The sequence below is a fragment of the Janthinobacterium sp. 78 genome, from assembly GCF_003096775.1.
Classification (GTDB): Bacteria; Pseudomonadota; Gammaproteobacteria; order Burkholderiales; family Burkholderiaceae_D; genus Janthinobacterium; species Janthinobacterium tructae.
In genome coordinates, this window is the sequence record NZ_QENT01000001.1 from 2,928,097 (window position 1) to 2,953,605 (window position 25,509).

Annotated in this window: 19 protein-coding genes and 2 riboswitches; of the genes, 11 read left to right on the forward strand and 8 right to left on the reverse strand. The window is 61.0% G+C overall.

From position 1 onward, the window contains the following. The first annotated feature begins 67 nt into the window (after positions 1-67). A complete protein-coding gene (locus C8C92_RS13095) occupies positions 68-1,705 on the forward strand; it encodes a methyl-accepting chemotaxis protein (RefSeq protein ID WP_099759525.1) in 1,638 nt (545 codons plus the stop codon). Positions 1,706-1,758: 53 nt separating this feature from the next. Here C8C92_RS13095 and C8C92_RS13100 read toward each other — a convergent pair whose 3' ends face one another. The 3 genes from C8C92_RS13100 to mgtA are packed head-to-tail and all read right to left on the reverse strand — an operon-like array spanning position 1,759 to position 5,342. Further along, positions 1,759-2,271, reverse strand: coding sequence for a ribonuclease HI family protein (locus C8C92_RS13100; RefSeq protein ID WP_099759524.1), 513 nt, complete (start codon positions 2,269-2,271; stop codon positions 1,759-1,761). Next, complete coding sequence (locus tag C8C92_RS13105; protein WP_116744159.1) at positions 2,268-2,621, reverse strand: DUF6677 family protein; 354 nt, start codon at positions 2,619-2,621, stop codon at positions 2,268-2,270. The genes C8C92_RS13100 and C8C92_RS13105 overlap by 4 nt, the downstream gene beginning before the upstream one ends. Positions 2,622-2,657: 36 nt before the next feature. Continuing rightward, positions 2,658-5,342, reverse strand: a complete 2,685-nt coding sequence (gene mgtA / locus C8C92_RS13110) for a magnesium-translocating P-type ATPase (protein ID WP_116744160.1) — start codon at positions 5,340-5,342, stop codon at positions 2,658-2,660. Positions 5,343-5,851: 509 nt separating this feature from the next. Here mgtA and C8C92_RS27225 point away from each other — a divergent pair. The 4 genes from C8C92_RS27225 to C8C92_RS13125 all read left to right on the forward strand — a co-directional run bounded on the left by C8C92_RS27225 (position 5,852) and on the right by C8C92_RS13125 (position 9,058). Continuing rightward, complete coding sequence (locus C8C92_RS27225; protein ID WP_133250745.1) at positions 5,852-6,205, forward strand: hypothetical protein; 354 nt, start codon at positions 5,852-5,854, stop codon at positions 6,203-6,205. Between the two features lie 16 nt (positions 6,206-6,221). Continuing rightward, on the forward strand, positions 6,222-6,632 hold the full coding sequence (locus C8C92_RS13115) for a GNAT family N-acetyltransferase (protein WP_116744161.1): 411 nt from the start codon (positions 6,222-6,224) through the stop codon (positions 6,630-6,632). A gap of 338 nt (positions 6,633-6,970) precedes the next feature. Continuing rightward, positions 6,971-7,648 carry a DUF5677 domain-containing protein gene (locus C8C92_RS13120; RefSeq protein WP_116744162.1) on the forward strand — a complete coding sequence of 226 codons (678 nt, stop codon included), beginning with the start codon at positions 6,971-6,973 and terminating at the stop codon, positions 7,646-7,648. A gap of 90 nt (positions 7,649-7,738) precedes the next feature. Then, positions 7,739-9,058 (forward strand): DUF4145 domain-containing protein, encoded by a 1,320-nt coding sequence (locus C8C92_RS13125; protein WP_165829419.1) that lies wholly within the window; start codon positions 7,739-7,741, stop codon positions 9,056-9,058. A gap of 417 nt (positions 9,059-9,475) precedes the next feature. Here C8C92_RS13125 and C8C92_RS13130 read toward each other — a convergent pair whose 3' ends face one another. Both C8C92_RS13130 and C8C92_RS13135 read right to left on the reverse strand, forming a co-directional pair. Then, the gene (locus tag C8C92_RS13130; RefSeq protein ID WP_116744164.1) at positions 9,476-10,093 is read right to left on the reverse strand and encodes a TetR/AcrR family transcriptional regulator; all 618 of its coding nucleotides are present in this window, start codon (positions 10,091-10,093) and stop codon (positions 9,476-9,478) included. A gap of 25 nt (positions 10,094-10,118) precedes the next feature. Next, on the reverse strand, positions 10,119-11,336 hold the full coding sequence (locus C8C92_RS13135; protein ID WP_116744165.1) for a Bcr/CflA family efflux MFS transporter: 1,218 nt from the start codon (positions 11,334-11,336) through the stop codon (positions 10,119-10,121). Between the two features lie 143 nt (positions 11,337-11,479). On the opposite strand from C8C92_RS13135, the gene C8C92_RS27465 reads away from it, so the two are divergent. Next, positions 11,480-11,647 (forward strand): hypothetical protein, encoded by a 168-nt coding sequence (locus C8C92_RS27465; protein ID WP_165829421.1) that lies wholly within the window; start codon positions 11,480-11,482, stop codon positions 11,645-11,647. Positions 11,648-11,816: 169 nt separating this feature from the next. Here C8C92_RS27465 and gcvP read toward each other — a convergent pair whose 3' ends face one another. The 3 genes from gcvP to gcvT form a co-directional block, all read right to left on the reverse strand. Then, the gene (gcvP, locus tag C8C92_RS13140; RefSeq protein ID WP_116744166.1) at positions 11,817-14,717 is read right to left on the reverse strand and encodes an aminomethyl-transferring glycine dehydrogenase; all 2,901 of its coding nucleotides are present in this window, start codon (positions 14,715-14,717) and stop codon (positions 11,817-11,819) included. 112 nt (positions 14,718-14,829) lie between these two features. Further along, entirely contained in the window at positions 14,830-15,210 is a 381-nt protein-coding gene (gene gcvH / locus C8C92_RS13145; RefSeq protein ID WP_071077771.1) for a glycine cleavage system protein GcvH, read from the reverse strand. A gap of 80 nt (positions 15,211-15,290) precedes the next feature. After that, positions 15,291-16,412, reverse strand: coding sequence for a glycine cleavage system aminomethyltransferase GcvT (gene gcvT / locus C8C92_RS13150; RefSeq protein ID WP_116744167.1), 1,122 nt, complete (start codon positions 16,410-16,412; stop codon positions 15,291-15,293). A gap of 80 nt (positions 16,413-16,492) precedes the next feature. Continuing rightward, positions 16,493-16,598, reverse strand: a riboswitch (glycine riboswitch). 27 nt (positions 16,599-16,625) lie between these two features. After that, a riboswitch (glycine riboswitch) is annotated at positions 16,626-16,712 on the reverse strand. Positions 16,713-16,881: 169 nt separating this feature from the next. Between gcvT and C8C92_RS13155 the strand changes: the two genes are divergently transcribed. The 5 genes from C8C92_RS13155 to ligA all read left to right on the forward strand — a co-directional run bounded on the left by C8C92_RS13155 (position 16,882) and on the right by ligA (position 25,489). Next, the gene (locus tag C8C92_RS13155) at positions 16,882-17,466 is read left to right on the forward strand and encodes an ATP-dependent Clp protease proteolytic subunit (RefSeq protein ID WP_243420195.1); all 585 of its coding nucleotides are present in this window, start codon (positions 16,882-16,884) and stop codon (positions 17,464-17,466) included. Between the two features lie 184 nt (positions 17,467-17,650). Next, positions 17,651-18,250 carry a phosphatase PAP2 family protein gene (locus C8C92_RS13160; protein ID WP_116744169.1) on the forward strand — a complete coding sequence of 200 codons (600 nt, stop codon included), beginning with the start codon at positions 17,651-17,653 and terminating at the stop codon, positions 18,248-18,250. A gap of 182 nt (positions 18,251-18,432) precedes the next feature. After that, positions 18,433-21,960, forward strand: a complete 3,528-nt coding sequence (smc, locus tag C8C92_RS13165; protein WP_116744170.1) for a chromosome segregation protein SMC — start codon at positions 18,433-18,435, stop codon at positions 21,958-21,960. Beyond that, on the forward strand, positions 21,957-23,123 hold the full coding sequence (locus tag C8C92_RS13170; protein ID WP_116744171.1) for a cell division protein ZipA C-terminal FtsZ-binding domain-containing protein: 1,167 nt from the start codon (positions 21,957-21,959) through the stop codon (positions 23,121-23,123). Before smc ends, C8C92_RS13170 begins: the two co-directional genes overlap by 4 nt. A gap of 14 nt (positions 23,124-23,137) precedes the next feature. Beyond that, positions 23,138-25,489, forward strand: coding sequence for an NAD-dependent DNA ligase LigA (gene ligA / locus C8C92_RS13175; protein ID WP_116744172.1), 2,352 nt, complete (start codon positions 23,138-23,140; stop codon positions 25,487-25,489). Positions 25,490-25,509 lie beyond the last annotated feature (20 nt).

Below are 25,509 nucleotides of genomic sequence, written 5' to 3' on the forward strand. Positions count from 1 at the left end.
GCTGCCCCTGCAGCCGCAGCTTTCAGTTCCTTTTTATAGTCTGGTTCCGATTTTTCAGGATATTCACATGAATTTGTTAAGAAACGTCAGTATTGGTGTGCGGCTCGGCCTGGGTTTTGCCGTCATTTTGCTGTTTTCCCTGGTCATTACCGGCATCAGCGTCTGGCGTTTGCACGACGTGGCCACCGCCACGCGCACCATGATGGAGCAGCCGCTGGCGAAGGAACGCTATATTTCCGACTGGTACAGCAAGATCGACAGCGGCATCCGCCGCACCACGGCCATCGTGCGCAGCGCCGACACCTCGCTGGGACCGTATTTTGCGGAAGAAGCGAAACAGTCGTCCGTCGTTTCGAGTGAATTGCAAAAGAAAATCGAAGCCCTGATTTCCGGCCCGCAAGAAACGGAACTGTTCCGCCAGGTCAGCGAAATGCGCAAGGTGTATCTGGATTCCCGTGAGCAAGTCTCGAAGCTGAAGGCGGCCGGCCAGACGGAAGAAGCGGAAAAGGCCTTCCAGGCCGTGTTCGTGCCCGGCTCGACGAAGTACCAGAAAGTCATCATGAACATGCTGGAACACCAGCGCGCCAGCATCGACGCCACCGCGCGCGAGATCGATGCCGTCGCCAAGACCAGCCGCAACCTGCTGCTGGCGCTGGCCGCGCTGGCACTGGGCTTTGGCGTCGTGTGCGCCTGGGTCTTGACGATGGGCATCGTGCGCCCGCTGCGCACGGCCGTGGAGATTGCCCGCAAGGTGGCCGATGGCGACTTGACGGCGCAGATCGATGCCAGCGCCAAGGATGAAACGGGGCAATTGCTGCAAGCGCTGAAGGACATGAACACCAGCCTGCTCAATATCGTGGGCGAAGTGCGCAGCGGCACGGACAGCATCGCGACGTCCTCGACGCAGATTGCCGCCGGCAACCAGGACCTGTCTTCCCGTACGGAAGAGCAAGCCGGTTCGCTGGAAGAGACGGCGTCATCGATGGAAGAGCTGACCAGCACCGTGAAACAGAATGCGGACAATGCGCGCCAGGCGAACCAGTTGGCGGCGTCGGCGGCGCAAGTGGCCGTCAAGGGCGGCGCCGTGGTGGCGCAAGTGGTGGGCACGATGGAATCGATCAATGCCTCGTCGAACAAGATCGTCGACATCATCAGTGTCATCGATGGCATCGCCTTCCAGACGAACATTTTGGCCCTGAATGCGGCCGTGGAAGCGGCGCGCGCAGGCGAGCAGGGCCGCGGCTTTGCCGTCGTGGCCTCGGAAGTGCGCAACCTGGCGCAGCGCTCGGCTTCGGCTGCAAAAGAGATCAAGACCTTGATCGGTGCATCCGTGGAGCAAGTCAACGCGGGCAGCATGCTGGTGGCGCAGGCCGGTTCGACCATGAACGACATCGTCGACAGCGTGCAGCGCGTGAGCGACATCATCACGGAAATCACGGCGGCCAGCAGCGAGCAAAGCGTGGGCATCGACGAGATCAACCGCGCCATCGGCCAGATGGATGCCGTGACGCAACAAAATGCGGCCCTGGTGGAAGAGTCGGCGGCCGCCGCCGAATCGATGCAGCACCAGGCGCACAACCTGGCGCAAGTGGTCAGCGTGTTCAAATTGAATGGACAGCAGGCCAGTGTCAGCGGCTTGAAGGGTGTAAAACGTCCGGCAGGCAAGGAAGCCAAGGCTAGCTTGCGGATCGGCCGCGCCGCTTAAGTTGCTTACCCCGTAACGGCCGGGGTCGTACCCTGAGGGTACGACCCCGGTATTTAAGCCTCTGGGGTGAAGCCGGCGATCGCCAGCTGCGACAGCCGGTCCGCCTCGCCATTCCTGTGGCGCGGCAGCCAGCGCAAGCTCACATCGTTGAATTGTTCCAGCAGGGCCACTACGGTGGCCCTGTGCATTTCCAGCCCCTTGGCGCCGACCGGCGTCGTTTCCAGCACATCGTTGATCACCACCTGGCTGTCGCCGAACAGCAGCAATTGCTCGGGCGGCGGGCGCACGGCCTGCGCCGCCCGCAGCACGGCGATCAGGGCCGCATATTCGGCGTCGCTGCTGCTGCCATAACCGGCCGCCTGGCTCACTTCGATGCGCTCGCCATGCGGCCCCAGCAGCAGGGCGCCTATGCCCAGCTTGCCCGGGTTCGGATGGGCGGAACCATCGAACCAGCCGCGCCAGGCCAGCGGGCCGCCATCGTCCTGGCGGCTGAGCGCCAGCTGCGCGCGGCGCGCCTGCATCTTTGCTTCCTTGCGCAGTTTTCGCGCCTGCGCTTCCGCCGTCATGGCTTGAGGAACCAGGTATCGATCAGGCTGCCTATCCAGCAGGCCACCAGCACGCTCACGGCCAGCGTCATGGCGGGGCCGTCATTGGCGGACAGCGCATCGACTTTCTCGACGATCAGCTGCACGTCGAGGGGCAGGGCGCCACTGTCGATCTGTGCCATAACTTGGTCCAAACGTGCCATGATCTGGCGCAATACGAGCACCAGCGCGACCAGCGCCGGCACGAGGAACAGGCAGCCGCGCGCCTTGCGTTTCAATAGGAAATGCCCGCTGCCGGGAAAGACGAGGGCCGACAGCAGCAGGGCTTGCGTGCGTTTCGATTTTGATGAAGATGAGGGAGAGCCGCTCATGCGCGCCTTGTGTGGGTGGAAGAGCGGCTCATCATACTATTGCCAGCCGAATTTGCGCAGGTACACGCGTTTCATGAACGTCGTCAGCACGGTGTAGCAGACGAGAATGCCCAGCAGCCAGGGGAAATAGCCCAGTGGCAAGGCTTGCAGCTTGAAGTAAGTCGCCAGCGGTCCCATCGGCAGGAACACACCCACGGCCATGATGAGGGTGGTGGCCACCAGCAGGGGCACGGAAGCGATGCTGTCGATGAAGGGCAGCTTGGGCGTGCGGATCAGGTGCACGATCAGGGTTTGCGTCAGCAAGCCCACGACGAACCAGCCGGACTGGAACAGGGTTTGCTGCTCAGGCGTATTCGCGCCAAACACATGCCACATCAAGATAAAGGTGCTGATGTCGAAGATCGAGCTGATGGGACCGAAGAACACCATGAAGCGGCCGATGTCGCGCGGGTTCCAACTCAGGGGCTTCTGGATCAGTTCGGCGTCGACATTGTCGAACGGAATGGCGATCTGCGACACGTCGTACAACAGGTTTTGCACCAGCAAGTGCAGCGGCAGCATCGGTAAAAACGGCAGGAAGGCGCTGGCCACCAGCACGGAAAACACGTTGCCGAAGTTCGAACTGGCCGTCATGCGGATATATTTGAGCATGTTGCTGAAGGTGCGCCGGCCTTCCAGCACGCCTTCTTCCAGCACCATCAGGCTCTTTTCCAGCAAGATGATGTCGGCCGCCTCCTTGGCGATATCGACGGCCGAATCGACGGAAATGCCTATGTCGGCCGCGCGCAGGGCGGGCGCGTCGTTGATGCCGTCGCCCATGAAGCCGACGATATGGCCATTGCCGCGCAGGGCGCGCACCAGGCGCTCCTTGTGCAGAGGGCTGAGCTTGGCAAACACGGTATGCTCTTCAGCCGCGCGGGCCAGGGTCGCGTCGTCCATCTCGTCCAGTTGCGGGCCTTGCAGCACGCCATGCACGGCCAGGCCCACTTCGCGGCAAATCTTCGCCGTCACCAGGTGGTTGTCGCCCGTCAAAACTTTCACGGTGACGCCGTGTTCCGCCAGCGCGCGCAGGGCGGGCGCCGTCGATTCCTTCGGCGGATCAAGAAACGCCACATAGCCGATCAGGGTCAGCGCCGTTTCATCGGCCACGCCGTACACGGTTTTATGCGGCGGCACTTCCTTGACGGCCACGGCCACCACTCTCAGCCCTTCCGCATTCAGGCCGTGCGTGGTGTCCAGCACTTTCGCCAGCAGGACGGCGTCGAGCGGTACGTCCACGCCATTCAGGCGCAAATGGCTGCAGGCGGCAAGGATTTCCTCGACGGCGCCCTTGCAGATCAGCTCATGGTGGTCATTCTTTTCGGAAACGACGACGGACATGCGGCGGCGCACGAAATCGAACGGGATTTCATCGACCTTGACGTAATCGCGCGCCAGCTGCATTTCCGTCTGCAATTCGACATGGTCGAGCACGGCGCGGTCCAGCAGGTTTTTCAGGCCCGTCTGGTAGTGGCTGTTCAGGTAGGCAAATTGCAGCACTTCATCGGAGGGCTGGCCAAACACGTCCGTATGGCGCTCGAGCACGATCTTGTCCTGCGTCAAGGTGCCTGTCTTGTCCGTGCACAGCACATCCATGGCGCCGAAGTTCTGGATCGCATCCAGGCGTTTCACGACGACTTTCTTTTTCGACAGTTTCACGGCGCCCTTGGCCAGGGTGCTGGTGACGATCATCGGCAGCATTTCCGGCGTCAGGCCCACGGCCACGGACAGGGCAAACAGGAACGCTTCCATCCAGTCGCCCTTGGTCCAGCCATTGATCAGGAACACCAGCGGCGCCATCACGAGGGCGAAGCGGATCAGCAGCCAGCTGACGCTGTTGACGCCCGCTTCAAACGCCGTCGGCGTGCGCTCGGTGGCCGTCACGCGCGTGGCGATGGTGCCGAAATAGGTGCGGTTGCCGGTCGCCAGGACCAGCGCCGTGGCCGCACCCGAGATCACATTCGTGCCCATGAACAGCAGATTGGCCAGCTCCATCGGGTCTTTACCATGGGCATCGGCCAGTTCTGCCATCTTTTCCACGGGCAAGGATTCTCCCGTCATGGCGGCCTGGCTGACGAACAGGTCTTTCGCGGAAAGCAAACGGCAATCGGCGGGGATCATGTCGCCGGCCGACAGCACGATGATGTCTCCCTGCACCAGCTGGCGGATGGGCAGCTCGATTTGCTGGCCATTGCGCAGCACGGTGGCGGTATTGCTGACCATGGCTTTCAGGCGCTCGGCGGCCCGGTTCGAGCGGCCTTCCTGCACGAAGCGCAGCAGGGTCGACAAAATCACCATGGTGCCGATGACGATGGTGGCCTTCGGGTCTTCCGTCAGGTAGGAAACAATCGCCAGCACGGTGAGCAGCAGGTTGAACGGATTCTTGTAGCACAGCCACAGGTGCTGGTACCAGGCCAGCGGTTTTTCATGCTCGACTTCATTCGGCCCCGTTTGTGCGCCGATCACTTGCGCCTCGGCATCGCGCAAGCCTTCGGCCCGCGTGTGCAGCCGGTTCAGCGCGCTGTCGAGTTCTTCATGGGCGGCGGCCAGCAACTGGCGCGCCAGATGGTCGGGCACGGGGCGGGCCGTACTGTTTTCCAGCGGCATGGCGCGGCGGCGGAAATGGCCGGCCGTATGGCGCTTGCGCAGGAATGATTCGAATAAGCGGGTGAAGAGATTCATGGCTCTTCCTTTCACGGCGAGGTGTTGACGGGCGGCGCAGCCGCAGGCAAGACTTGCGTGCCGCCAAGACACAATAGTGCTGGCGGGCAATCCGGGTCAGTAGCCGGTCGCGATCGGAAAGAGGGGGAGAGGCGCACGGCCAGACTGGCCGCGAGACACCGCACCTTGCTCAGCAAGGCACGGAGGAAAGAGAGTTCCGCGTTGCTTGCTGTTTAGCTGCCGAGGCAATCACCGATACAAGATCGGCTACTGTCACTAGAACAAGTACCCACGTGGGACTCCGTAAATGAATAATGGGGGCATCTTATGGATGGGCTGCGAGGGTGTCAACTGAAGAAATCTTAGGTTTCCAAAGTGTAATGTGGGTGTGGGCTTTGTTTTGGCCGGACGCGGCCATTCGCGTTGCTGTGACAATGTGTGATTCTTCTTGCTTGGCAATCCGTTATGCTCGGGTACGCTGATGGGCTGGAAATGGCCATGGTGAACACGATGCAAATACAGAAAAACACATGTCTATGGAATTGATCGTTGGGGCAGTAATCGCGGGACTTGTTGTCATGTTCTTTGCCGGCAAGTACTTTTCAAAAAAATTGCCAAAAGAAACACATTTCGAATGTGCCCGTTGCGGCACGCTTGCACGCCATACCGATCGCACCATCGACGCCTGGCGCAACAACAAAACCACATTCTTTTGCCAGTCCTGTCATCTCAAATGGGTACGTGCCAGGACGCCACGCGAGCGTGAGCGTAGCGCTTCTCCTGCAGGGTCCAGATCTGGAGCGAGATCAGGATGCCTTGGCGTTGTTGTGCTGTTTGCCGTCGTTCCGCTGACTGGCTTTCTACTGGCGTACGCGTATGCCTGACTATGCAATCTAGCCTATGAATATTAACTACACATCGGATCAGCCATGCGCCGAGGCATTTAAGGCACTGTACGACACGACTGGCTGGGGTCCAATATCACGCGGGAGCGCGTTCTATCAAGATTCACTTAACGGCTCTTGGTGTTCGCGATCAGCCTATTTGGGCGGTCGACTTGTTGGTTTTGTGCGTGTCATTTCGGACGGTCGCTTACACGCGTTTGTCACCGAGATGATTGTTCACCCCGAATTTCAATATCTAGGAATCGGAGCAACTTTGCTCAGTTCAATTCTTGACGCTTGTCGCGACGCTGGCATTAAAGATGTGCAGCTTTTTAGCGCCAAAGGCAAGTCGAAATTCTACGAAAAACTTGGATTTTCCTCACGACCGGATGATTCTCCTGGCATGCAATTTAATGCGGCCACCTGACCAGTCGTTCAAGCCATCGTTGAACGACAGATAGGGAGCAAATCGTATGTCTCTCGTGGGGCGAGTCCCGCCCTTCTGCCGTAGATTCCAGCGACCTGACAGTAGCTACTTCGGCATGTGGCATTTTTACTTCACAACCCGCAGTCTTTTTACTTCAATGGACGCTGGTGAATCGGCTCACGCCCCGGATCTGGACGAAGATGTATCCGACAATCCGCTACGGTCGGACCTGCATGCCCTCAGCGGTCGACGTGTATGCGCCGCCGCGTGATCGCTTAACGTAAACTTACCACTAAGGTATGCTTGCCTTATCGCAACCAATGCCACAGACTACCCTAATGACGAAAATCGTAACCGTTGAAGACTATGCACATGGGCTGTCAGAGCATGCGAAGCGGTTGGTCGTAGTCGCAACAGTGGAAGGAAAGGGTGAGCCGTGTGTTAGGGATGTAGAGGTTCGGAAGATCGCTGGCCGCTGTGCTGAACTGGTCCGCGGAGCCTCGGCTCTCGGCCTGCAACGCAACTCGGTAGCCCTTGGGGTTCTCGGTCGCACTCTAGTTGAAGGCCTTATCCTTCTCCTGTGGGTTGAGATCTCGGAAGAGAATGCGCTTCACCAAAGTCAAGCGGGGCTGACAGAGTTCACTAGGGTAGCGAAGATAAATCTCGAGAGGGGTAGCTTGAGGATACGAGACCGTGAGACTGGTGCGGATGCAACTGCCGAGTTCATGAAGTCTGAACAGTTCAAAAAACTGCCAGCGCCGAAGAAGGTCATTAATCAGGCGGCTGAAGCCGGGGTGGAAGACTTGTACGAGGTGTTCTATCGGTTCATGTCAATGCCTACGCATGGACACGACATAGACGGGGATAGCAGAGATTCAGAGGCGGCGCTGATCGTTGACCTGCAAGCCATTGGTGCTATGTGCATGGGTATAGGGCATGCGTCGATGCGGTGGTTGCTTGGTCGCCAGCGAACAGACAATGAATCGCTGCGCCAGGTGCTTGGAATCGGCAAGTAGCTTTAATATTGTCTTCCCTTATCATGTACATGATTATTTTCCTGCTGAGAGAGTTGTGTGATTAATACGGATTTAGACCTGGCATGTTCCGTGTCAAAGACAGTCGGTGAAACTTACAAAGAAGCAGTCGAATTCACTACGGCGCTTCCTTCATACGCATTGATCTGTTACCGCAATGTCCTAGAGGCTGTATGTGAGTTGATAGCAAAGAAGCATAGTGTTCCAGTTGGGAATCTTTCGCTATTTGAGAAAATCAATAAACTTATCGATGCAGGAAAAATCACATTTGGATTTAAAGATCGTTGCCATCGTCTTCGGATCTTGTGTAATCCAGGCGCGCACCGAGGCAGTGCTTTAGTACAAAATGAGAGTCTCACTGAGCCAGCCGACGAGAACGAAGATTTGCTCAAGAATGCCTTGGAGGCCCGCAAAGCTATTCTGTGGGTACTTGAAAGTACTTACCGTGTGGATTTTGATTATGAAGGAGATTTTTCGTATTCTTGGGAACGCATTGAAACACAGGAATGGAAAGATGTACTTTTTTCTGCAGCAACCGAGCTTGACGCGAACAAGAAGTTTAAAGCAGGTCTTTGGTGCGAAGCCGAAGCAGAACGTCGGGAGCTTGCATATAAGTATGCCATTGCAACGACAGAATTTCAGATTGATCAGGATTTTTTAAGGAAGTTGGCGGCGAGTTTTTACTATGCTTCTTACAAACTTAAGCCGAACATTGAGGCTGGTTTTAGATACGCAAAATTCGTACAAGACGGAAAGATTGATGGGGATAAGAAAGACGAAGCAAACGTATTAATCGAGAGTGCAGCCAAGGCAGGTCATGGCGAGGCTTGTGATTACTATGCTGTAAATTTGTATCTAAAATCGAAGGACTACAAAAATGCCGAACGTTTTTGGCTTTTAGCCGCACAGAATAATGTTACCCGTGCATACTATTGTTTGTATATATATTACACAGAGGGCAAGGCATGCGAGCCGGAACCTCAGAACGCAATAGAGTTCCTAGAGAAGGGGGCGGAACAAGATTGCAGAGATTGCCTTGACTCTTTGGGACGTGCTTATTTCGAAGGTGTGCATGTAGCGAAGAACATTGAAAAGGCTCGCGCACTGCTCACCAAGGCCTCAAAACTCGGGCATGGTAAAGCGCGCCTATACCTTGAATTGATGGTCAACGGCGGCGTGGAAGAAATTCAGAGAGAATTTACGGCATTAGGGAAGATGCTATCGGAGGCACTGCCTGCTCAACAGGCCGTGAAAACAGTCGCAACTGACCCATACTCCTTATGCAGTTGCGGCTCTGGAGGGAAATTTAAATGGTGTTGCATGAATAAAACTATGCTAGATAAACCCTTGCGAAGCCCTCTTGCGCAGCATCTTCCAAAGTTCAGGGCGTAGACCTTGTGTGAGCTAGTGCCGGGTGTCGTGCTGGATAGGACGAGCAACTATGGCTTGTCGCTCGGGTCCGATGAGGATATCCCCAGCACAATTTAGACATTGAAATGGATGCGTACGCCCTGGTTTCCTGACGTTTGCAGCGATGATGGTGGCGAGGTCTTGGAACGGTAGCGTTATATGACGCCGTTGAGCTGAGTGGTGCTAGATCAAGCAGTCAAAGTTGCCGACCCGTTTGCTGAGTTCGCCGAAACATTCGACCTGGCCCATGAATGACCGCTTCGAGGTGCAAGCGTAACTTCCCATGCGAAAAATCCGCCAGCAAGCCGTACCACATTTGAAGGTGGCAAAGCGGCGCTTTCGCAGAGCCGATGGCGGCCTGTGTCAGACCTGGTTGTCGGTTCAGCGTGTGGCAGTAAGCTATAGCGCATCGGCCGATTGCGCCGCCATCGCCAGCGAATCGGAGAGGATGTGCCACAAGGCTGCGTGGCGCTGCTGCAGCGCGGCGCCGCCCGCGTAGATCAGCTCCACATGCAGGCTGTCGACGATGCCCAGGTAGGCTTGCGCGTACAGGTCGATGCGCGCGGCCGGCAACGCTGGCGCGAATCGGCCCAGGCTGGTCACGTAGTACCGCTGCAACTGTGCCAGCAAGGCTTCGTAGCCTGTGCCGACTTCGATGCGCAGGGTGGCGGGCGGCAGGTAGGCCGTGCGTAGCAAAAAGCGCAGATGGGCCGAATCCCCGTAGCGCTGGGCCATGCGGTCGCAATACAGGGCGCCGGCCAGCTGGCCGCCGGGCGCCGCCAGTGCCGCTTCGTCGGTGAAGCAGGTATCCATGAAGGCTTGCTCTTCGGCCAGCGCGTCGGCAAACACGTCGAGGAAGAGGGCGTCCTTGCCGGCGAAGTGGGAATACAACGAAGCCTTGCGCATGCCGGCCTGCTCGGCGATGTCGCTGAGCGACGAGGCGTCGTAGCCATGTTCCGAAAAATGCACGACGGCAACGGCGCAGATGTTATCGGCCGAGGCCGAGCGTTTCTTCATATGAGGGTAGTGGTTGGGTGAAGCGTCAGTGCGCGCCCAGGCTGGTGGCGGGTGCCGGATGGACGCGCGCAGTGGCCAGGGTCAGCCATGATACCAGCAGGCCGGCCACGGTCAAGAACAGCAGCCAGGGCAATGGCCCCCATTCGGACAGGCTGGCCGCCAGCGGCGTGGCCAGCGACGACAAGGTCATCTGGATGGCGCCCAGCAATGCCGCCGTGGAACCGAGCGCACGCTGTTGCGAACCCATGGCCATGGCCATCAGCGCCGCTTCCGCGATGCCCAGGCCAAACAGGGACACGAACATGCCGGGCACGACGGCGGCGATGCCGAAGCCCGCCCAGGCACCGAGCAGGGCCAGCACGGCGCCGCCCAGCATGGCGGCGCTGCCCGCCACGCAGAGGCGCGCCACGCCGTACCTTTCCACCAGGCGGCCGCTGGCCATCGCGCCCAGTAGCACGGCCACGCCCGTGGCACCGAACACCAGGCCGAAACTGCCGGCGGACAGACCGAAATCGCGCTGGTACACGAGCGACGCCCCGCCGATATACGCAAACAGGAAAAAGAAAGTGGCGGACAGGGCCAGCGCGGGCAGCAGGAAGGCGCGGTCCAGCGCGATGCGCGCATACGTGCGGTGCAGGCCGCGCGGCGAGACGCGTCGGGCGTGTGGTAGCGTTTCCGGCAGGAATAATGCGCTATTGAGCAGGGTCAAGGCTCCCAGCGCGGCCAGAGCCAGCATCACGGCACGCCAGCCGTAATGGGCATCGAGCAAGCCGCCCACGGCGGGCGCCAGCACGGGCGCCAGGCCCACGATGGTCATCAACAGGGCAAACAGCTGCGCCGCTTTAACCCCATCGGCCACGTCGCGCACCATGCTCATCACCACCACCAAGGTCAGCGCCGCGCCCAGGCCCTGCAGCAAACGCGCCAGCAGCAGGGTGGTCAATTGATCTGCCTGCGCCGCCCACATGGCCGCCACGATGTAGACGGCGATGCCGGCCAGCAGCGGACGGCGCCGGCCCAGCATGTCCGTCAGGGGCCCGCACAGCAGCTGCCCAGCGCCCAGGGCCAGCAGGAAAACGGTCAGGCTCAGCTGCACATTCGCATACGAGGTGTGCAGTTCGCGCGCCATGGCGGGCATCGAGGCCAGGTACATGTCGATGCCGGCCGGACCGAGCACGGCCACCAGGGCCAGGGAAGCCGCCAGCCCAAGACTGGCGGCGTGGAGAGTGGTTTGCTGCTGCATTGCGCTTCCTTCATATGTCAAAAAACACGGCATGGACATCGCCGTCTTTTTTATTGTACACTGACTACCTACCGATAGGTAGCTTGTTCGATCAATGAAAGGATGAGAACGATGAAGGAAGAAACTATGATGGGAGAGAAGGCATGACAGAAGTGGGAATCTCGCTCAGCGGCGTAGCCGTGGCGCTGCTGTTTGCCGCCTGGAGCTCGCACCGCACCCGCTGCGAGCGGCGCGACGTCATGTTGCTGACGATACTGGGCACCGTGCTGGGGCTGCCGGGTGCGGTCTTGCTGGCGTTGCCGGTTGCGTAGGTCGGATTAGCGTAGCGTAATCCGACAACATTGTTGGCGAGGCCGGTGGTGGTGTCGGATTACGGCCCTCCGGGCCTAATCCGACCTACCCTTGCGGGCATGAAAAAAGGCAGGCCGTCTGGCCGGCCTTCCTGTCGCTGGCACGCCCGCCTAAGCGGGCGCCTGGCGTTTACTCTTCTTCGTAGGAACTGATGGGCGCGCAGCCGCAGAACAGGTTGCGGTCGCCGTACACGTTGTCGGCGCGGCCGACCGGTGGCCAGTATTTGCGCTGGCGCAGGGACGCGACGGGGTAGGCCGCGACTTCACGGCTGTACTTGCGTTCCCAGTTGTCCGACATCAACACCTGCGCCGTGTGCGGCGCATGCTTCAGCGGGTTGTCGTCGTGGTCGAATTCACCGCTGGCGACCTTGGCGATTTCCGCGCGGATGGCGATCATGGCGTCGATGAAGCGGTCGATTTCCACTTTCGATTCGCTCTCCGTCGGCTCGATCATCAGGGTGCCCGGCACGGGGAAGCTCATGGTCGGCGCATGGAAACCGAAGTCCATCAAACGCTTGGCCACGTCTTCATTGCTGATGCCGGTGGCGTCCGTGATCGGGCGCAGGTCCAGGATGCACTCGTGCGCGACCAGGCCGTCGTGGCCCGAGTACAGCACCGGGTAGTGCGGCGCCAGGCGGCGCGCGATGTAGTTCGCTGCCAGAATCGCCGTCTCGGTCGCTGCCGTCAAGCCTTCCGCGCCCATCATGGCGATATACATCCACGAAATCGGCAAGATGCTGGCCGAGCCGAATGGCGCGGCGCTGACGGCGCCGATGCCAGCGGCGTCGCGCTGGTAGCCGCTCGAACGCTGGTTCGGCAGGAACTTCGCCAGGTGGGCGCCCACGCCGATCGGGCCGACGCCTGGTCCGCCACCGCCGTGCGGGATGCAGAAGGTCTTGTGCAGGTTCAGGTGCGATACGTCGCCGCCAAACGAGCCTGGAGCGGCCACGCCGACCAGCGCATTCATGTTGGCGCCGTCGATGTAGACCTGGCCGCCGTGCGAATGGATGATTTCGCACAGTTCCTGGATGCCTTCTTCAAACACGCCGTGGGTGGACGGGTAGGTGACCATCACGCAAGCCAGGTTGGCGCTGTGCTTTTCCGCTTTCGCTTTCAGGTCGACCAGATCCACGTTGCCGTTGGCGTCGCAGCTGGTGACGACCACCTGCATGCCGACCATGTTGGCCGATGCGGGGTTGGTGCCGTGTGCCGACGATGGAATCAGGCAGATGTTGCGGTGGCCTTCGCCGCGCGACTCGTGATACGCCTTGATCACCAGCAGACCCGCGTATTCACCCTGCGAGCCGGCGTTCGGCTGCAGCGAGACGGCGGCGTAGCCCGTCAGCGCGCACAGCATTTCTTCCAGCTGCGCGATCATTTCGCGGTAGCCCACCGTTTGCGCGTCTGGCGCGAACGGGTGGATGTTCGAAAATTCCGGCCAGGTGACGGGAATCATTTCGCTTGTCGCGTTCAGCTTCATGGTGCACGAACCGAGCGGGATCATGGTGCGGTCCAGCGCCAGGTCCTTGTCGGCCAGGCTGCGCAGGTAGCGCAGCATTTCGTGTTCCGAGTGGTAGCTGTTGAAGACGGGGTGGGTCAGGTAGGCGCTGGTCCGGCTCAGTTGTGCCGGCAGCGCGCTGCTCACATTCGCTTCAACGGCGTCCAGGTCAGGCGCGGCAGGCGCGTTGGCCAGGCCGTGCGCGAAGACCTTCCACAGCAGCGCGATATCGTCGCGCGTGGTGGTTTCGTCCAAGGACACGCCGACATGGGTGCTGTCGATCTTGCGCAGGTTGACGCCGTGGTGCATGGCCGTTGCGTGCAGTTGCGCCGCATCGGCGACGTTGACGGTCAATGTGTCGAAGTAGCTCGCGTTGACGACGCCATAGCCGAGCGTCTTCAGGTTGGCGGCCAGCACGCCCGTAAAACGGTGCACGCGCTGGGCGATCTGCAGCAGGCCGGCAGGGCCGTGGTAGACGGCGTACATCGAGGCCATCACGGCCAGCAGCACTTGCGCCGTGCAGATGTTCGAGGTGGCTTTTTCGCGGCGGATGTGCTGTTCGCGCGTTTGCAGGGCCAGACGATACGCCTTGTTGCCTTGCGCATCGACGGTCACGCCCACCAGGCGGCCCGACATATTGCGTTTGAATTCATCGCGCGTGGACAGGTAGCCCGCGTGCGGGCCGCCGAAACCGAGCGGCACGCCGAAGCGCTGGCTGTTGCCGACGACGACGTCGGCGCCCCATTCGCCAGGAGGCGTGAGCATGGTCAGGGCCAGCAGGTCGGCCGCGACGATGACCATGGCGCCATTCGCATGCAGTTTTTCCACGCCAGCGCGGTAGTCGCGCACGACACCGTTCACGCCAGGGTATTGCAGCAGCACGCCGAAGCAGGCGTCCAGCGACTCGATTTCAGCCGGGTCAAACGTGCGCACCTCGATGCCGATCGGCTGGGCGCGCGTCTGCACCACTTCCAGCGTTTGCGGCAGCACGTCATTGGCGACGTACAGCACGTTCGATTTGGACTTGCCCACGCGCTGGATCAGGGTCATCGCTTCGGCGGCGGCCGTGCCTTCGTCCAGCATCGAGGCGTTCGAGATGCCCATGCCGGTCAAATCCGTGATCACTTGCTGGAAGTTCAAAATCGCTTCCAGGCGTCCTTGCGAAATCTCCGGCTGGTAAGGCGTGTACGCCGTGTACCAGGCCGGGTTTTCAAAGATGTTGCGCAACACGACGCCAGGCGTGAACGTGTTGTAGTAGCCCTGGCCGATCAGGGATTTGAGCACCTGGTTCTTGCCGGCGATGGCTTTCAGGCGCGACAAGGCTTCCTGTTCCGGCATCGGCTGCGAGTAGGCGCCCAAGGGCAGGGCGCCCTTGTTGCGGATGTTGGCCGGTACCAGGGCATCGATCAGCGCGGCGCGCGATGGATAGCCGAGGGTCGCCAGCATGGCTTGCTGTTCGGTGGCGGAAGGGCCGATGTGGCGGGCGATGAAGGCATCGCGTGCTTCGAGTTGGGTCAGGCTGGTGCGGGTCATGATATAGAGGCCAAAAAAGACTGAAAAACCGGGAGGCGGCGCGCGGGCGCTGCTGTAATTTATTGCAACCAAAGCAAACGGGCCGCAAACGCGGCCCGTGAGTCAGACGCGATTACGCGCTGGTGGTGGCGCCATAGGCGGCGGCGTCGAGCAAGCCGTCCAGGGCCGACACGTCGGCTGGCTTGATCTTGAACAGCCAGTTGGCGTAGGCGTCGGCGTTGATCGACTCAGGCGAGTTGACCACGTCGTCGTTGACGGCCACGACTTCGCCGGCGATCGGCGCGTAGATGTCGCTCGCGGCCTTGACCGATTCCACCACGGCGGCATCGTCGCCGGCGCCATACGTGTTGCCCACGCTTGGCAGTTCGACGAAGACGATGTCGCCCAGGGCGTCCTGCGCGTACTCGGTGATGCCGACGGTGACGGTGCCGTCGCCTTCAAGGCGTACCCATTCGTGGGAGGCGGTGTACTTCAGGTCTGCAGGAATGTTCATGTGTGGCTCCAGATGGTAAGTGTTCGTTATTGATTATGTTTATTCGGTCTTGCGGGCGGTGGCTCTCTATCGCTAATCGCTTACGCAACCAGGATTTTACCGTTACGCACGAAAGGCAGCTTGACGACGGAGGCGGCCAGTTGCTTGCCGCGGATTTCCACGTGCACGCTGTCGCCTACAGCTACGCCGTTGGGCACGCGCGCCAGGGCGATCGCTTCCTGCATGGTGGGGCTGAAGGTGCCGCTGGTGATTTCGCCCGTGGCGTCGCTGCCGGCGATGATGACTTTTTGATGGGCGCGCAGCACGCCGCCTTTTTCGCGCAGGATCAGGCCGACGAATTGCGCGTTCTGGCCTTTGGCCAGCAGGGCGGCCTTGCCGATGAAGTCACGCTCGCTGACCAGGTCGATGGTCCATGCCAGGCCCGCGTCGAGCGGGTTGACGCTTTCGTCCATGTCCTGGCCGTACAGGTTCATGCCCGCTTCCAGGCGCAGGGTGTCGCGCGCACCCAGGCCGGCCGGCTTGACGCCGGCGGCGATCAGGGCGTTCCACAGCGCTTCCACCTGGGTCGCCGATACACCGATTTCAAAACCGTCTTCGCCCGTGTAGCCGGTGCGCGCCAGCATGACTTCGCCGAACGCGGTGTCCTTGATGATGACGACGTTGAACGGTTTGATGGCTTCGGAAGCGGCTTGCGTTTCCGGCAGCACTTGCCATACCTTGGCGCGCGCGTTCGGGCCTTGCACGGCCACCAGGGCCATCGGCTCGTTGGCATTGCGGCGTTCGGTAATCGTCAGGCCGCTGTTGGTGGCTGTATTTTGCTGCTGCATCCAGGCCACGTCTTTTTCCGCCGTGCCCGCGTTGACGACGAGGCGGAACCAGTTTTCGTTGAAGAAGTAGACGATCAGGTCATCGATGACGGTACCTTCGGCATTCAGCATGCACGAGTACAGCGCCTTGCCCGACACTTGCAGCTTGTCGACGTTATTGGCCAGCAAGCCGCGCAAAAAGGCGCGCACGTTCGGGCCTTCGATATCGACCACGCACATATGCGACACGTCGAACATGCCGGCGTCGCCGCGCACGGCGTTGTGTTCTTCGATTTGCGAGCCGTAGTTGACGGGCATGTCCCAGCCGCCGAAATCGACCATGCGGGCGCCGAGGGCACGGTGGGCGTTGTTGAGTGGGGTCGCTTTGAGCGTCATGGATTCCTCGGGACGAAGGTAAAGGGGGAAGTTAACAGAACACAGAATATCGAGAGCCAAAACGGCACTCCATCGTGATCACTGACCCCCCTGTCCTTTGTACCTGAGAGATTACGGGGGCTTGCCCCGTGCGCCCCTTCGGTGGGCCGCCGGCAATAGCCGCGGCCGCTCTCCAGAGTTGAGCTAAAAATGTCGCCAAAGCAACAGCTTCAGTCCGCCTGATCGGTCCTTTTGCCTGAGAGTTTTTGGGTAGTGCCCCTTCGGCGGCAACGCTGGGTTGCCCTCTCCCGATCAAGTGTGAGGAATATATGTCAGCAGGCGTATTCTGTCAATCTGTAAAGACGTTGCCAAATTGCCGCAAAACCCCCGATTTGCGGGGCTGGGCAGGGGGCTGATCCACTGCAAAAGGGCGCCCGGCCGCGTGGGAATGGACTATGATGAAGTCCTGGCTTTCTTGCGGGTGGCTGCCATGAACACGACACAGAGCGGGACACAACACGAGACACAAAACAACACCGAGCAGCACGGTTACTTTACCCTCTCGGGCGACGTCAACAGTGACATGGTGCGGCGCGTCTTCAACGCCGTGGCCGACATCACGGAAGACAAGCTCACCGCCGCGCACATCCTGATCCAGTCCAACGGCGGCTATGTCAGCGATGGCATTTGTCTGTACAACTTTCTCAGCAAGTTGCCGTTTGACATCATTACCTACAACGCAGGCGCCGTGGCGTCCATCGCCGTCACCCTGTTTCTGTCGGGGCGGCATCGCCATGCCAGCGACACGGCCCGCTTCATGGTGCACAAGTCGCATGCGACCGCCTCGCCCGGTTCGCGCCCTGATGCGCTCAGCATCATCGTCGAGGGCTTGCGCGCCGACGACATGCGTACCGAGCGCATCCTGCGCGGCCAGGTCAACCTGACGGACGAGCAATGGCAGGTGCATGCGTATTCCGACCTGCACCTGACGGCCGACCAGGCGCTGGAAGTGGGCATGATCGAATCGATCCGCGACTTTGCGCCGCCCAGGGGCAAGCGCCTGACGAATATCTGACGCGTGCCTGGTACTTGCCAAGTGGATAGTTTTGGCAGGGGAATTTTGTAATGGAATGTAATTCTTTGCTGCAGTACAGCAAAAGCCGCGCGGAACAGGGCCGAGTCGTGGCATAGTGCACGCTGATCATGAAATAAGCGCAGGCACGATGACTTGGTGGAATGGAATTTCTTTTGCGGCCGACATGTCCGTGATGGGGCCAGCTGGCGTGGCGATTGCCCTGTGGCTGCTCGTCTCGCGCCAGTGGCGCCTGGTGCTCAGCTGGAGCCTGTGGTACGCCGGTGGCCTGGCCCTCGTGGTGCTGTCGAAGCTGGCCTTCATGAGCTGGGGCGTGGGCAGCAGCGCGCTCGATTTTACGGGCTTCAGCGGCCACGCCATGCGCGCCGGCGCCGTGTTTCCCGTGCTGATGTATGTGCTGCTGCAGCGGGCCGAACCGCGCTGGCGCCATGCCGGCGTCCTGATCGGTGTGGCGTTTGCCGTGCTGGTGGCCATTTCGCGTATCGTCGTGCATGCGCACAGCGTGTCGGAAGCCGTCAGCGGCTGCGTGCTGGGCCTGGCGCTGGCGCTGGGCTTCATGTGGAATGCCCGCGGCGCCGTCAATTTTGCCGTCAGCCATGCGCTGGCGCTGGCCAGCCTGGTGCTGATGGTGGCGCTGAGCTTCAAGGCCGAGCCCATGCCGACCGAGCAGTGGCTGCAAAAACTGGCCATGGTGCTGTCCGGCCATGAACGCGTTTTCTCCCGTGAAGACTGGAAACTGGCGCAGGATGGACGCCCAGCCCCTTGAGCTGGTGCCGGCCGGCACTTGATGCCGCTGTTTTTTGGCCAGAAAAGCATCAGGAACTGGTATGATGAACCACTTTTTTTGCGGTGTGCGGCCAGACTGCCGTCGCCATGGTGCATCTGAACTGAATATGAACCGGGTTCGCCGATCTCAACCGCCAGCATAGGCCAGGAACTCTAAAACACGTGCGTCTCTCTTCCATCAAGTTGTCGGGATTTAAGTCTTTCGTCGATCCCACCAATTTCCAGGTGCCAGGCCAGCTCGTGGGCGTGGTAGGGCCGAATGGCTGCGGCAAGTCGAACATCATCGATGCCGTGCGCTGGGTGCTGGGCGAATCGAAAGCGTCGGAATTGCGCGGCGAATCGATGCAGGACGTCATTTTCAACGGCTCCACGCATCGTAAACCAGCCGGACGCGCTTCCGTGGAACTGGTGTTCGACAACAACGATGGCAAAGCTTCCGGCCAGTGGGGCCAGTACGCCGAGATCGCCGTCAAGCGCACCCTGACGCGCGATGGCACGTCCACCTATTACATCAATGGCCAGCCCGTGCGCCGGCGCGACATCCAGGATATTTTCCTCGGCACGGGCCTCGGCCCGCGCGCCTACGCCATCATCGGCCAGGGCATGATTTCGCGCATCATCGAATCGCGCCCCGAAGAATTGCGCGTCTTCCTGGAGGAAGCGGCGGGCGTGTCGAAATACAAGGAACGCCGCCGCGAGACGGAAAACCGCTTGCAGGACACGCGCGAAAACTTGCTGCGCGTGGAAGATATCTTGCGCGAACTCAATGCCAACCTGGAAAAGCTGGAAGCGCAGGCGGCCGTGGCCACGCGTTTCCACGCCTTGCAGGCGGACCAGGAAGAAAAGCAGAAACTGTTGTGGCTGCTGCGCAAGAACGAGGCGCAGAACGAGCAGACGCGCTATTTCCGCGAAGTGGAACAGGCGCAGACCGACCTGGAAGAACAGACGGCCAAGCTGCGCAATGTCGAGCTGACCCTGGAGCAGATGCGCCAGGCGCACTTTGCCGTGGGCGACCGTTTGCATACGGCGCAAGGCCATCTGTACCAGACGAATGCGGAAATCGGCAGCCTGGAAGCGCAGATCAAGTTCGTCATCGAATCGCGCGCGCGCCTGCAGGCCCAGCTGGCGACCCTGACGGCCCAGCGCGACCAGTGGAGCAGCCAGGGCAGCGAATACCAGGAACAGATCGAAGAGGCGGAGTTCCACCTCGAAGAACTGGCCGCCAAGGTGGAACAATCGCAAATGATGGCCGAGCAGAAGGGCGAGCAATTGCCCGAGCTGGACGCCGCCTGGCGCGCCGCGCAAAACAAGAGCACGGAATCGCGCGCGCGCATCATGCAGGCCCAGCAGCAGCTGGAACTGGAATCGGCGCACCAGCGCAACGCCTCGAACATCCTGGCCAGCCTGTTGACGCGCCGCGAGCGCCTGCAGCAGGAAAAGAACAGCCTCAGTTTGCCTGACAGCAGCCACCTGGAAAACCTGAAACTGCAGCTGGAAGAAAAGCAGCAGACGCTGGAAGAGCAGGGTTTCTATCTGGAAGAAGCGCTGGAGCAACAGCCCAAGCTGGAGCAGGAGCGCGCTGAAGCCCAGGCGCAGGTGAATGCCGAAACGGCCGCCAACGCCCAGCTGGAAGCGCGTCTTTCAGCTTTGAAACAATTGCAGGAACGGGTGCAAACCCAGGGCAAGGTCCAGCCGTGGCTGAAAAAGCACGAGCTCGACACCTTGCCGCGCCTGTGGCAAAAGCTGCAGATCGAGGCGGGCTGGGAAGCGGCCATGGAATCGATCTTGCGCGAGCGCACGTCGGCCCTGCAACTGTCGAACATCGACTGGGCCAAGGCATTCTTTGCCGATGCGCCACCGGCCAAGCTGGCCCTGTACGCGCCGTCCACCGTGGCGCCGCTGCCGATGCCGGACGTGCCAGGCCTGAAGCCGTTCCTGAACTTGTTGAAACTCAATGATCCGGGCTTGCGCGGCTTGCTGCAGGACTGGCTGTACAACGCCTATGCCGTGGAAGACGCGGCCGAGGCGCTGGCCGAGCGCGGCAAGTTGCCGCCGGGCGGCTATTTCATCACGCGGCTTGGGCACGTGGTCACGGCCACCAGCGTGCGCTTCTATGCGGCCGATTCGGAGCAGGAAGGCATGCTGGGTCGTCAGCAGGAAATCGAGAATATCGGCAAGCAGTTGCGCGCCCAGCAATTGCTGGCCGAAGAGGCGCGCGCCCGTTCCGTGCGGGCCGACGCGGCCGTCGCCACCCTGACGCGCAACTTGTCCGAGTTGCGCCTGCGCATACAGCAGCTCACTTCCTCCGTGCATACTCTGCAACTCGACGTGGTCAAATTGTCGGAAGTCGAAGCGCGCTTCAACCAGCGCAGCACGCAGATCGGCGCGGATCTGGCCGAAATCGCCGCGCAGGAAGCGGAGCAGATGCAGACCAAGCTGGAATCGGAAGAAAAATTCGAACAGTTGGACATGGAACTGGGCAACTTGCAGGAAGCGCACGAAGACGGCCATACGGACTTCTTGCAGAAGGAACAGCGTCTGGCCGAAGCGCGCGAAGCCTTGCGCGACCTGGAGCGGGCTGCCAAGGATACGGAATATGCGGAAAAAGCCCACCGCGCGAAGATCGAGGAATTGCGCCGCAATATCGCCACGGCCAGCACGCAGGCGCAGCAAGTAACGGCCAGCCTGCAGGCCGGTGAACTCGAACTGGCGAATCTGGAAAGCGGTGCGGCGGCCGACGGCTTGCAGGATCTGCTCGAGCGCCGCACCACGCAGGAGCGGGCGCTGGCGGACGCGCGCCATGAACTCGATCAAATTACGCAGCAGTTGCGTCTGTCCGAAGATGCGCGCACGCAATCGGAGCGCAGCCTGCAGCCGCAGCGCGACAAGATCATGGAAATGCAGCTCAAGGAACAGGCCGCGCGCCTGAACCAGGAGCAATTCGCCCAGCAATTGCTGGAATCGGGTGCCGACGAGGCCGCCTTGACGGAAAAGTTGCACCCGGACATGCGTCCATCGTACCTGCAGGGCGAAGTGACGCGTTTGACGAACGCCATCACGTCCCTGGGCGCCGTCAACCTGGCCGCGCTGGACGAGCTGGCGCAGGCGTCCGAGCGCAAGAATTTCCTCGACGCCCAGAATGCCGATCTGACGGAAGCGATCAATACGCTGGAAGACGCGATCCACAAGATCGACAAGGAAACGCGCGACTTGCTGCAAGACACGTTCGACAAGGTCAACCACCACTTTTCCGAGCTGTTCCCCATCCTGTTTGGCGGGGGGCAGGCCAGGCTGACCATGACGGGCGACGAGATTCTCGATTCCGGTGTACAAGTCATGGCGCAGCCTCCGGGCAAGAAAAATGCCACCATCCACCTGTTATCGGGTGGAGAGAAGGCGCTGACCGCGACCGCATTGGTGTTTTCCATGTTCCGCCTGAATCCGGCGCCGTTCTGCCTGCTCGACGAAGTCGATGCACCGCTGGACGATTCGAACACGGAACGCTTTTGCCGCATGGTCAAGCGCATGTCCGACCAGACCCAATTCCTTTTCATTTCGCATAACAAGATTGCGATGGAAATGGCCCATCAATTGATCGGTGTGACGATGCAGGAGCAGGGCGTATCGCGCATCGTGGCGGTGGACATGGAGTCCGCCGCAAATTTTGCAACCGAGGCACAAGCAGCATGACAGACTTACAAATTACCTTGTTCGGCGCCGGCGGCGTCTTTATCGTCGGTGTTTTCTCATACAACAAATGGCAGGAATACAAGGCCAAGAAAAGCGTGGAACGGGCTTTTTCCACCGATCACGATGACGTGCTGATGCGTGAGGGCGACGCCCCCGTGTCCGACGCCCAGGAACCCGTCCTGCGCCAGGAACCGCGCTTTGACGCCGCGCCAGCCGCCAAGGCCGAGCCGTCGTTCGGCGCGCCGCCAGCCGCGCCCGTATCCGACGCCCCCGTGCACGCGGAACCGTCGCTGGGGGATATCCCTGCCGAGACGGTCGCGGCACCAGCCGCCGAGCCCGTGCAAGAAGTCAGCGCCGCCAGCGAACAGGCGACCAGCCTGGTCGACCCGCTGATCGACTGCCTGCTGCCTTTGTCGCTGGAAGCGCCCGTGCGCGGCGACAAGATCCTGCCCGTGCTGCAAACCCTGCGCCTGGTGGGCAACAAGCCCGTGCACTTCATCGGCTTGCACGTGAATGGCGACTGGGAACCGATCACGCATGGCGGTGTCTATACGAAGATGCAGGGCGGCGTGCAGCTGGCCAGCCGCAGCACGGCCCTGAATGAACTCGAATACTCGGAACTGGTCACGCGCTTGCGTGGCGTGGCCGACGAGATCGGTGCCGAGCCGGAAGTACCCGACATGATGGAAGTGATGGCCGAAGCGCGCAACCTGCACCGCTTTGTTGCCGGCCACGACGCGCAACTGGGCGTCAACCTGCACACGAACGGCGCGCCGTGGGCCATTTCCACCTTGCTGTTTGCGCTGGAAAAGCAGGGCTTCGACGTGCGTCCGGACGGCCGCTTTGTCATGCCGGACGGCGACGGCAGCTATCTGTTTTCGCTGTCGACGAATGTCACCCTGGCCGAGGAAACCACGTCCCGCCTGACCCTGTTGCTGGACGTGCCCTGCGTAGCGCCCGCGCGCGACGGCTTCGGCGCCATGGTCGCTTGCGCCAAGGCACTGGTGGGCCGCCTCGACGCCACTATCGTCGATGATTACAACCAGGCCCTGTCCGATGCGGCGCTGGCCGAGATCGCGGGCCAGGTGCAAGAGTTTTACCAGGAAATGGACGCGGCCGACATTCCGGCCGGTTCCACCCGCGCCCTGCGTTTATTTAGCTGAAGAATCCCGCAATAATGACTGATCTGACCAACCAGGACGCCGCTGCCCGCGTTCTGGCACTCACTGCCGAGCTCAATCGGCATCTGCACGCCTACCACGTGCTCGACAATCCCACCATTCCCGACGCCGAGTACGACAAGCTGTTTGTCGAACTGCAGGCGCTGGAAACGGCGCATCCGGAACTCCGGGCACCGGATTCGCCCACCTTGCGCGTGGGCGCGGCGCCGCTGCCGCAATTCGAGCAAGTCACGCACACGGTGCCGATGTTGTCGCTGAACAATGGTTTCACCGATGACGATATCGTCAACTTCGACCGCCGCGTACGTGATGGCCTGGACCTTGACGGTGCAGAAGTCGACTACGCTGCCGAAGTGAAATTCGATGGCCTGGCCATCAACCTGCGCTATGAAAATGGCCTGTTCGTGCAGGCGGCCACGCGCGGCGATGGCGCCACGGGCGAAGATGTGACGGCGAATATCCGCACCATTTCCGGCATTCCCTTGCGCCTGCATGGCGACAAGATTCCCACCGTGCTCGACGTGCGTGGCGAAGTCATGATGTTCAAGGCCGATTTTGCCCGCCTGAACCAGCGCCAGCGCGACGCGGGGCAGAAGGAATTCGCCAACCCGCGCAATGCGGCCGCCGGCAGCCTGCGCCAGCTCGATTCGCGCATCTCGGCGCAGCGCAAGCTGCGATTCTATGCGTATGGCATCGGTGCCCTCGATGGCGCCGCCATGCCCGTGTCGCATTCGGCCTTGCTCGACTGGTACGAGACGCTGGGCATACCCGTGTCGAAGGAGCGCCGTGTGGTGCCGGGCGCGCAGGGCTTGCTGGCCTACTACGCCGATATCGGCGCGCGCCGTCCCGCCTTGCCGTATGAAATCGACGGCGTGGTCTACAAGGTGAACGCGACGCAAGACCAGCAGGAGCTGGGCTTTGTCTCGCGCGCGCCGCGTTTTGCGCTGGCGCACAAGTTCCCCGCCGAAGAAGCCTTCACCGTGGTGCTGGGCATCGATATCCAGGTGGGCCGCACGGGCGCCATGACGCCCGTGGCGCGCCTGGCGCCCGTGTCCGTGGGCGGCGTAACGGTGACGAATGCCACCTTGCACAATGAGGACGAGGTGCTGCGCAAGGATGTGCGCGTGGGCGATACCGTCATCGTGCGCCGCGCCGGCGACGTGATCCCGGAAGTGTTGTCCGTGGTGCTGGAGAAGCGCCCCGAACCGGCGCCGTTGCCGTTCAAGATGCTGGAGCGCTGTCCCGTCTGCGATTCCCACGTGGTGCGCGAAGAGGGCGAGGCGATTGCCCGCTGCTCGGGCGGCCTGTTCTGTTCGGCGCAGCGCAAGGAAGCGTTCCGTCACTTTGCCGGGCGGCGCATGATGGATATTGAAGGCCTGGGGGAACGTTATATCGATACCCTGGTCGAACTGGAATACGTGCATGGGCTGGCCGACCTGTACAGCCTGACCCTGGATAAATTGCTGGAAATGAAAGTGCGCGCCGACGAGCGCGATGGTTCGACGCCAGAAACAGTGCAACAAGGCAAAATTCCCACCAAATGGGCGGAAAATTTGCTGGCCGGCATAGAAGCAAGCAAGCGGCCGCCGCTCGAGCGTTTCCTGTTTGCGCTGGGTATTCGCCACGTGGGCGAATCGACGGCCAAGACGCTGGCCGAGTGGCTGGGCAGCTTGGCGTATGTGCGCAAAGCGCCTGCGGCCTTGCTGCGTGTGCTGCCCGACATCGGCGGCACCGTGGCCGTGTCCATCGCCGACTTTTTTGCGGAAGAAAAGAACCAGCAGGCGCTGCAGGCATTGCTGGACGCTGGCGTCACGCCGCAGGGTGAACATGCGCCCAGTGCCAAGCTGCGTACGCAGCTGGAGCAAACGACGTTGCTGGCGGCCATCGGCATCCCCAAGCTGACGGAGCCGCGCAGCAAGCAGCTGGTGGAACGGGGCGTGACCCTGGCCAGCCTGGCGGCGCAAGGCGCCAGCTTCCACGCGGGCTTGCCCGCCGCCGTGGCCGAGTCGCTGGCGCAATGGCTGGCCGATGAGAACAATGTCAAGCTGCTCGGTCAACTGGACGCCCTCCGAAATGAATTACTGTCACAATTACCTGAAACGTCAGCCGCTGGCGGCAAGCTGGACGGCAAGACTTTCGTCCTGACGGGCACCTTGCCCAATATGAGCCGCGACGAGGCCGCGGAGCTGATCGAGGCGGCCGGTGGCAAGGTCAGCGGTTCCGTGTCGAAGAAGACAGGCTATGTCGTGGCCGGCTCGGACGCCGGCAGCAAGCTGGCCAAGGCGCAGGAACTGGGTGTGGCCATCCTCGACGAGGCTGGTCTGCTGGCCTTGCTCGCGCAGGACTAATCGTTCAAAATATGACAGAA

Excerpts from the sequence above, each read along its gene's own strand:
- C8C92_RS13095 (WP_099759525.1), top strand. The coding sequence starts at position 68 with ATGAATTTGTTAAGAAACGTCAGTATTGGTGTGCGGCTCGGCCTGGGT.
- C8C92_RS13100 (WP_099759524.1), bottom strand. The coding sequence starts at position 2,271 with ATGACGGCGGAAGCGCAGGCGCGAAAACTGCGCAAGGAAGCAAAGATG.
- C8C92_RS13105 (WP_116744159.1), bottom strand. The coding sequence starts at position 2,621 with ATGAGCGGCTCTCCCTCATCTTCATCAAAATCGAAACGCACGCAAGCC.
- mgtA (WP_116744160.1), bottom strand. The coding sequence starts at position 5,342 with ATGAATCTCTTCACCCGCTTATTCGAATCATTCCTGCGCAAGCGCCAT.
- C8C92_RS27225 (WP_133250745.1), top strand. The coding sequence starts at position 5,852 with ATGTCTATGGAATTGATCGTTGGGGCAGTAATCGCGGGACTTGTTGTC.
- C8C92_RS13115 (WP_116744161.1), top strand. The coding sequence starts at position 6,222 with ATGAATATTAACTACACATCGGATCAGCCATGCGCCGAGGCATTTAAG.
- C8C92_RS13120 (WP_116744162.1), top strand. The coding sequence starts at position 6,971 with ATGACGAAAATCGTAACCGTTGAAGACTATGCACATGGGCTGTCAGAG.
- C8C92_RS13130 (WP_116744164.1), bottom strand. The coding sequence starts at position 10,093 with ATGAAGAAACGCTCGGCCTCGGCCGATAACATCTGCGCCGTTGCCGTC.
- C8C92_RS13135 (WP_116744165.1), bottom strand. The coding sequence starts at position 11,336 with ATGCAGCAGCAAACCACTCTCCACGCCGCCAGTCTTGGGCTGGCGGCT.
- C8C92_RS27465 (WP_165829421.1), top strand. The coding sequence starts at position 11,480 with ATGACAGAAGTGGGAATCTCGCTCAGCGGCGTAGCCGTGGCGCTGCTG.
- gcvP (WP_116744166.1), bottom strand. The coding sequence starts at position 14,717 with ATGACCCGCACCAGCCTGACCCAACTCGAAGCACGCGATGCCTTCATC.
- gcvH (WP_071077771.1), bottom strand. The coding sequence starts at position 15,210 with ATGAACATTCCTGCAGACCTGAAGTACACCGCCTCCCACGAATGGGTA.
- gcvT (WP_116744167.1), bottom strand. The coding sequence starts at position 16,412 with ATGACGCTCAAAGCGACCCCACTCAACAACGCCCACCGTGCCCTCGGC.
- C8C92_RS13155 (WP_243420195.1), top strand. The coding sequence starts at position 16,882 with ATGAACACGACACAGAGCGGGACACAACACGAGACACAAAACAACACC.
- C8C92_RS13160 (WP_116744169.1), top strand. The coding sequence starts at position 17,651 with ATGTCCGTGATGGGGCCAGCTGGCGTGGCGATTGCCCTGTGGCTGCTC.
- C8C92_RS13170 (WP_116744171.1), top strand. The coding sequence starts at position 21,957 with ATGACAGACTTACAAATTACCTTGTTCGGCGCCGGCGGCGTCTTTATC.
- ligA (WP_116744172.1), top strand. The coding sequence starts at position 23,138 with ATGACTGATCTGACCAACCAGGACGCCGCTGCCCGCGTTCTGGCACTC.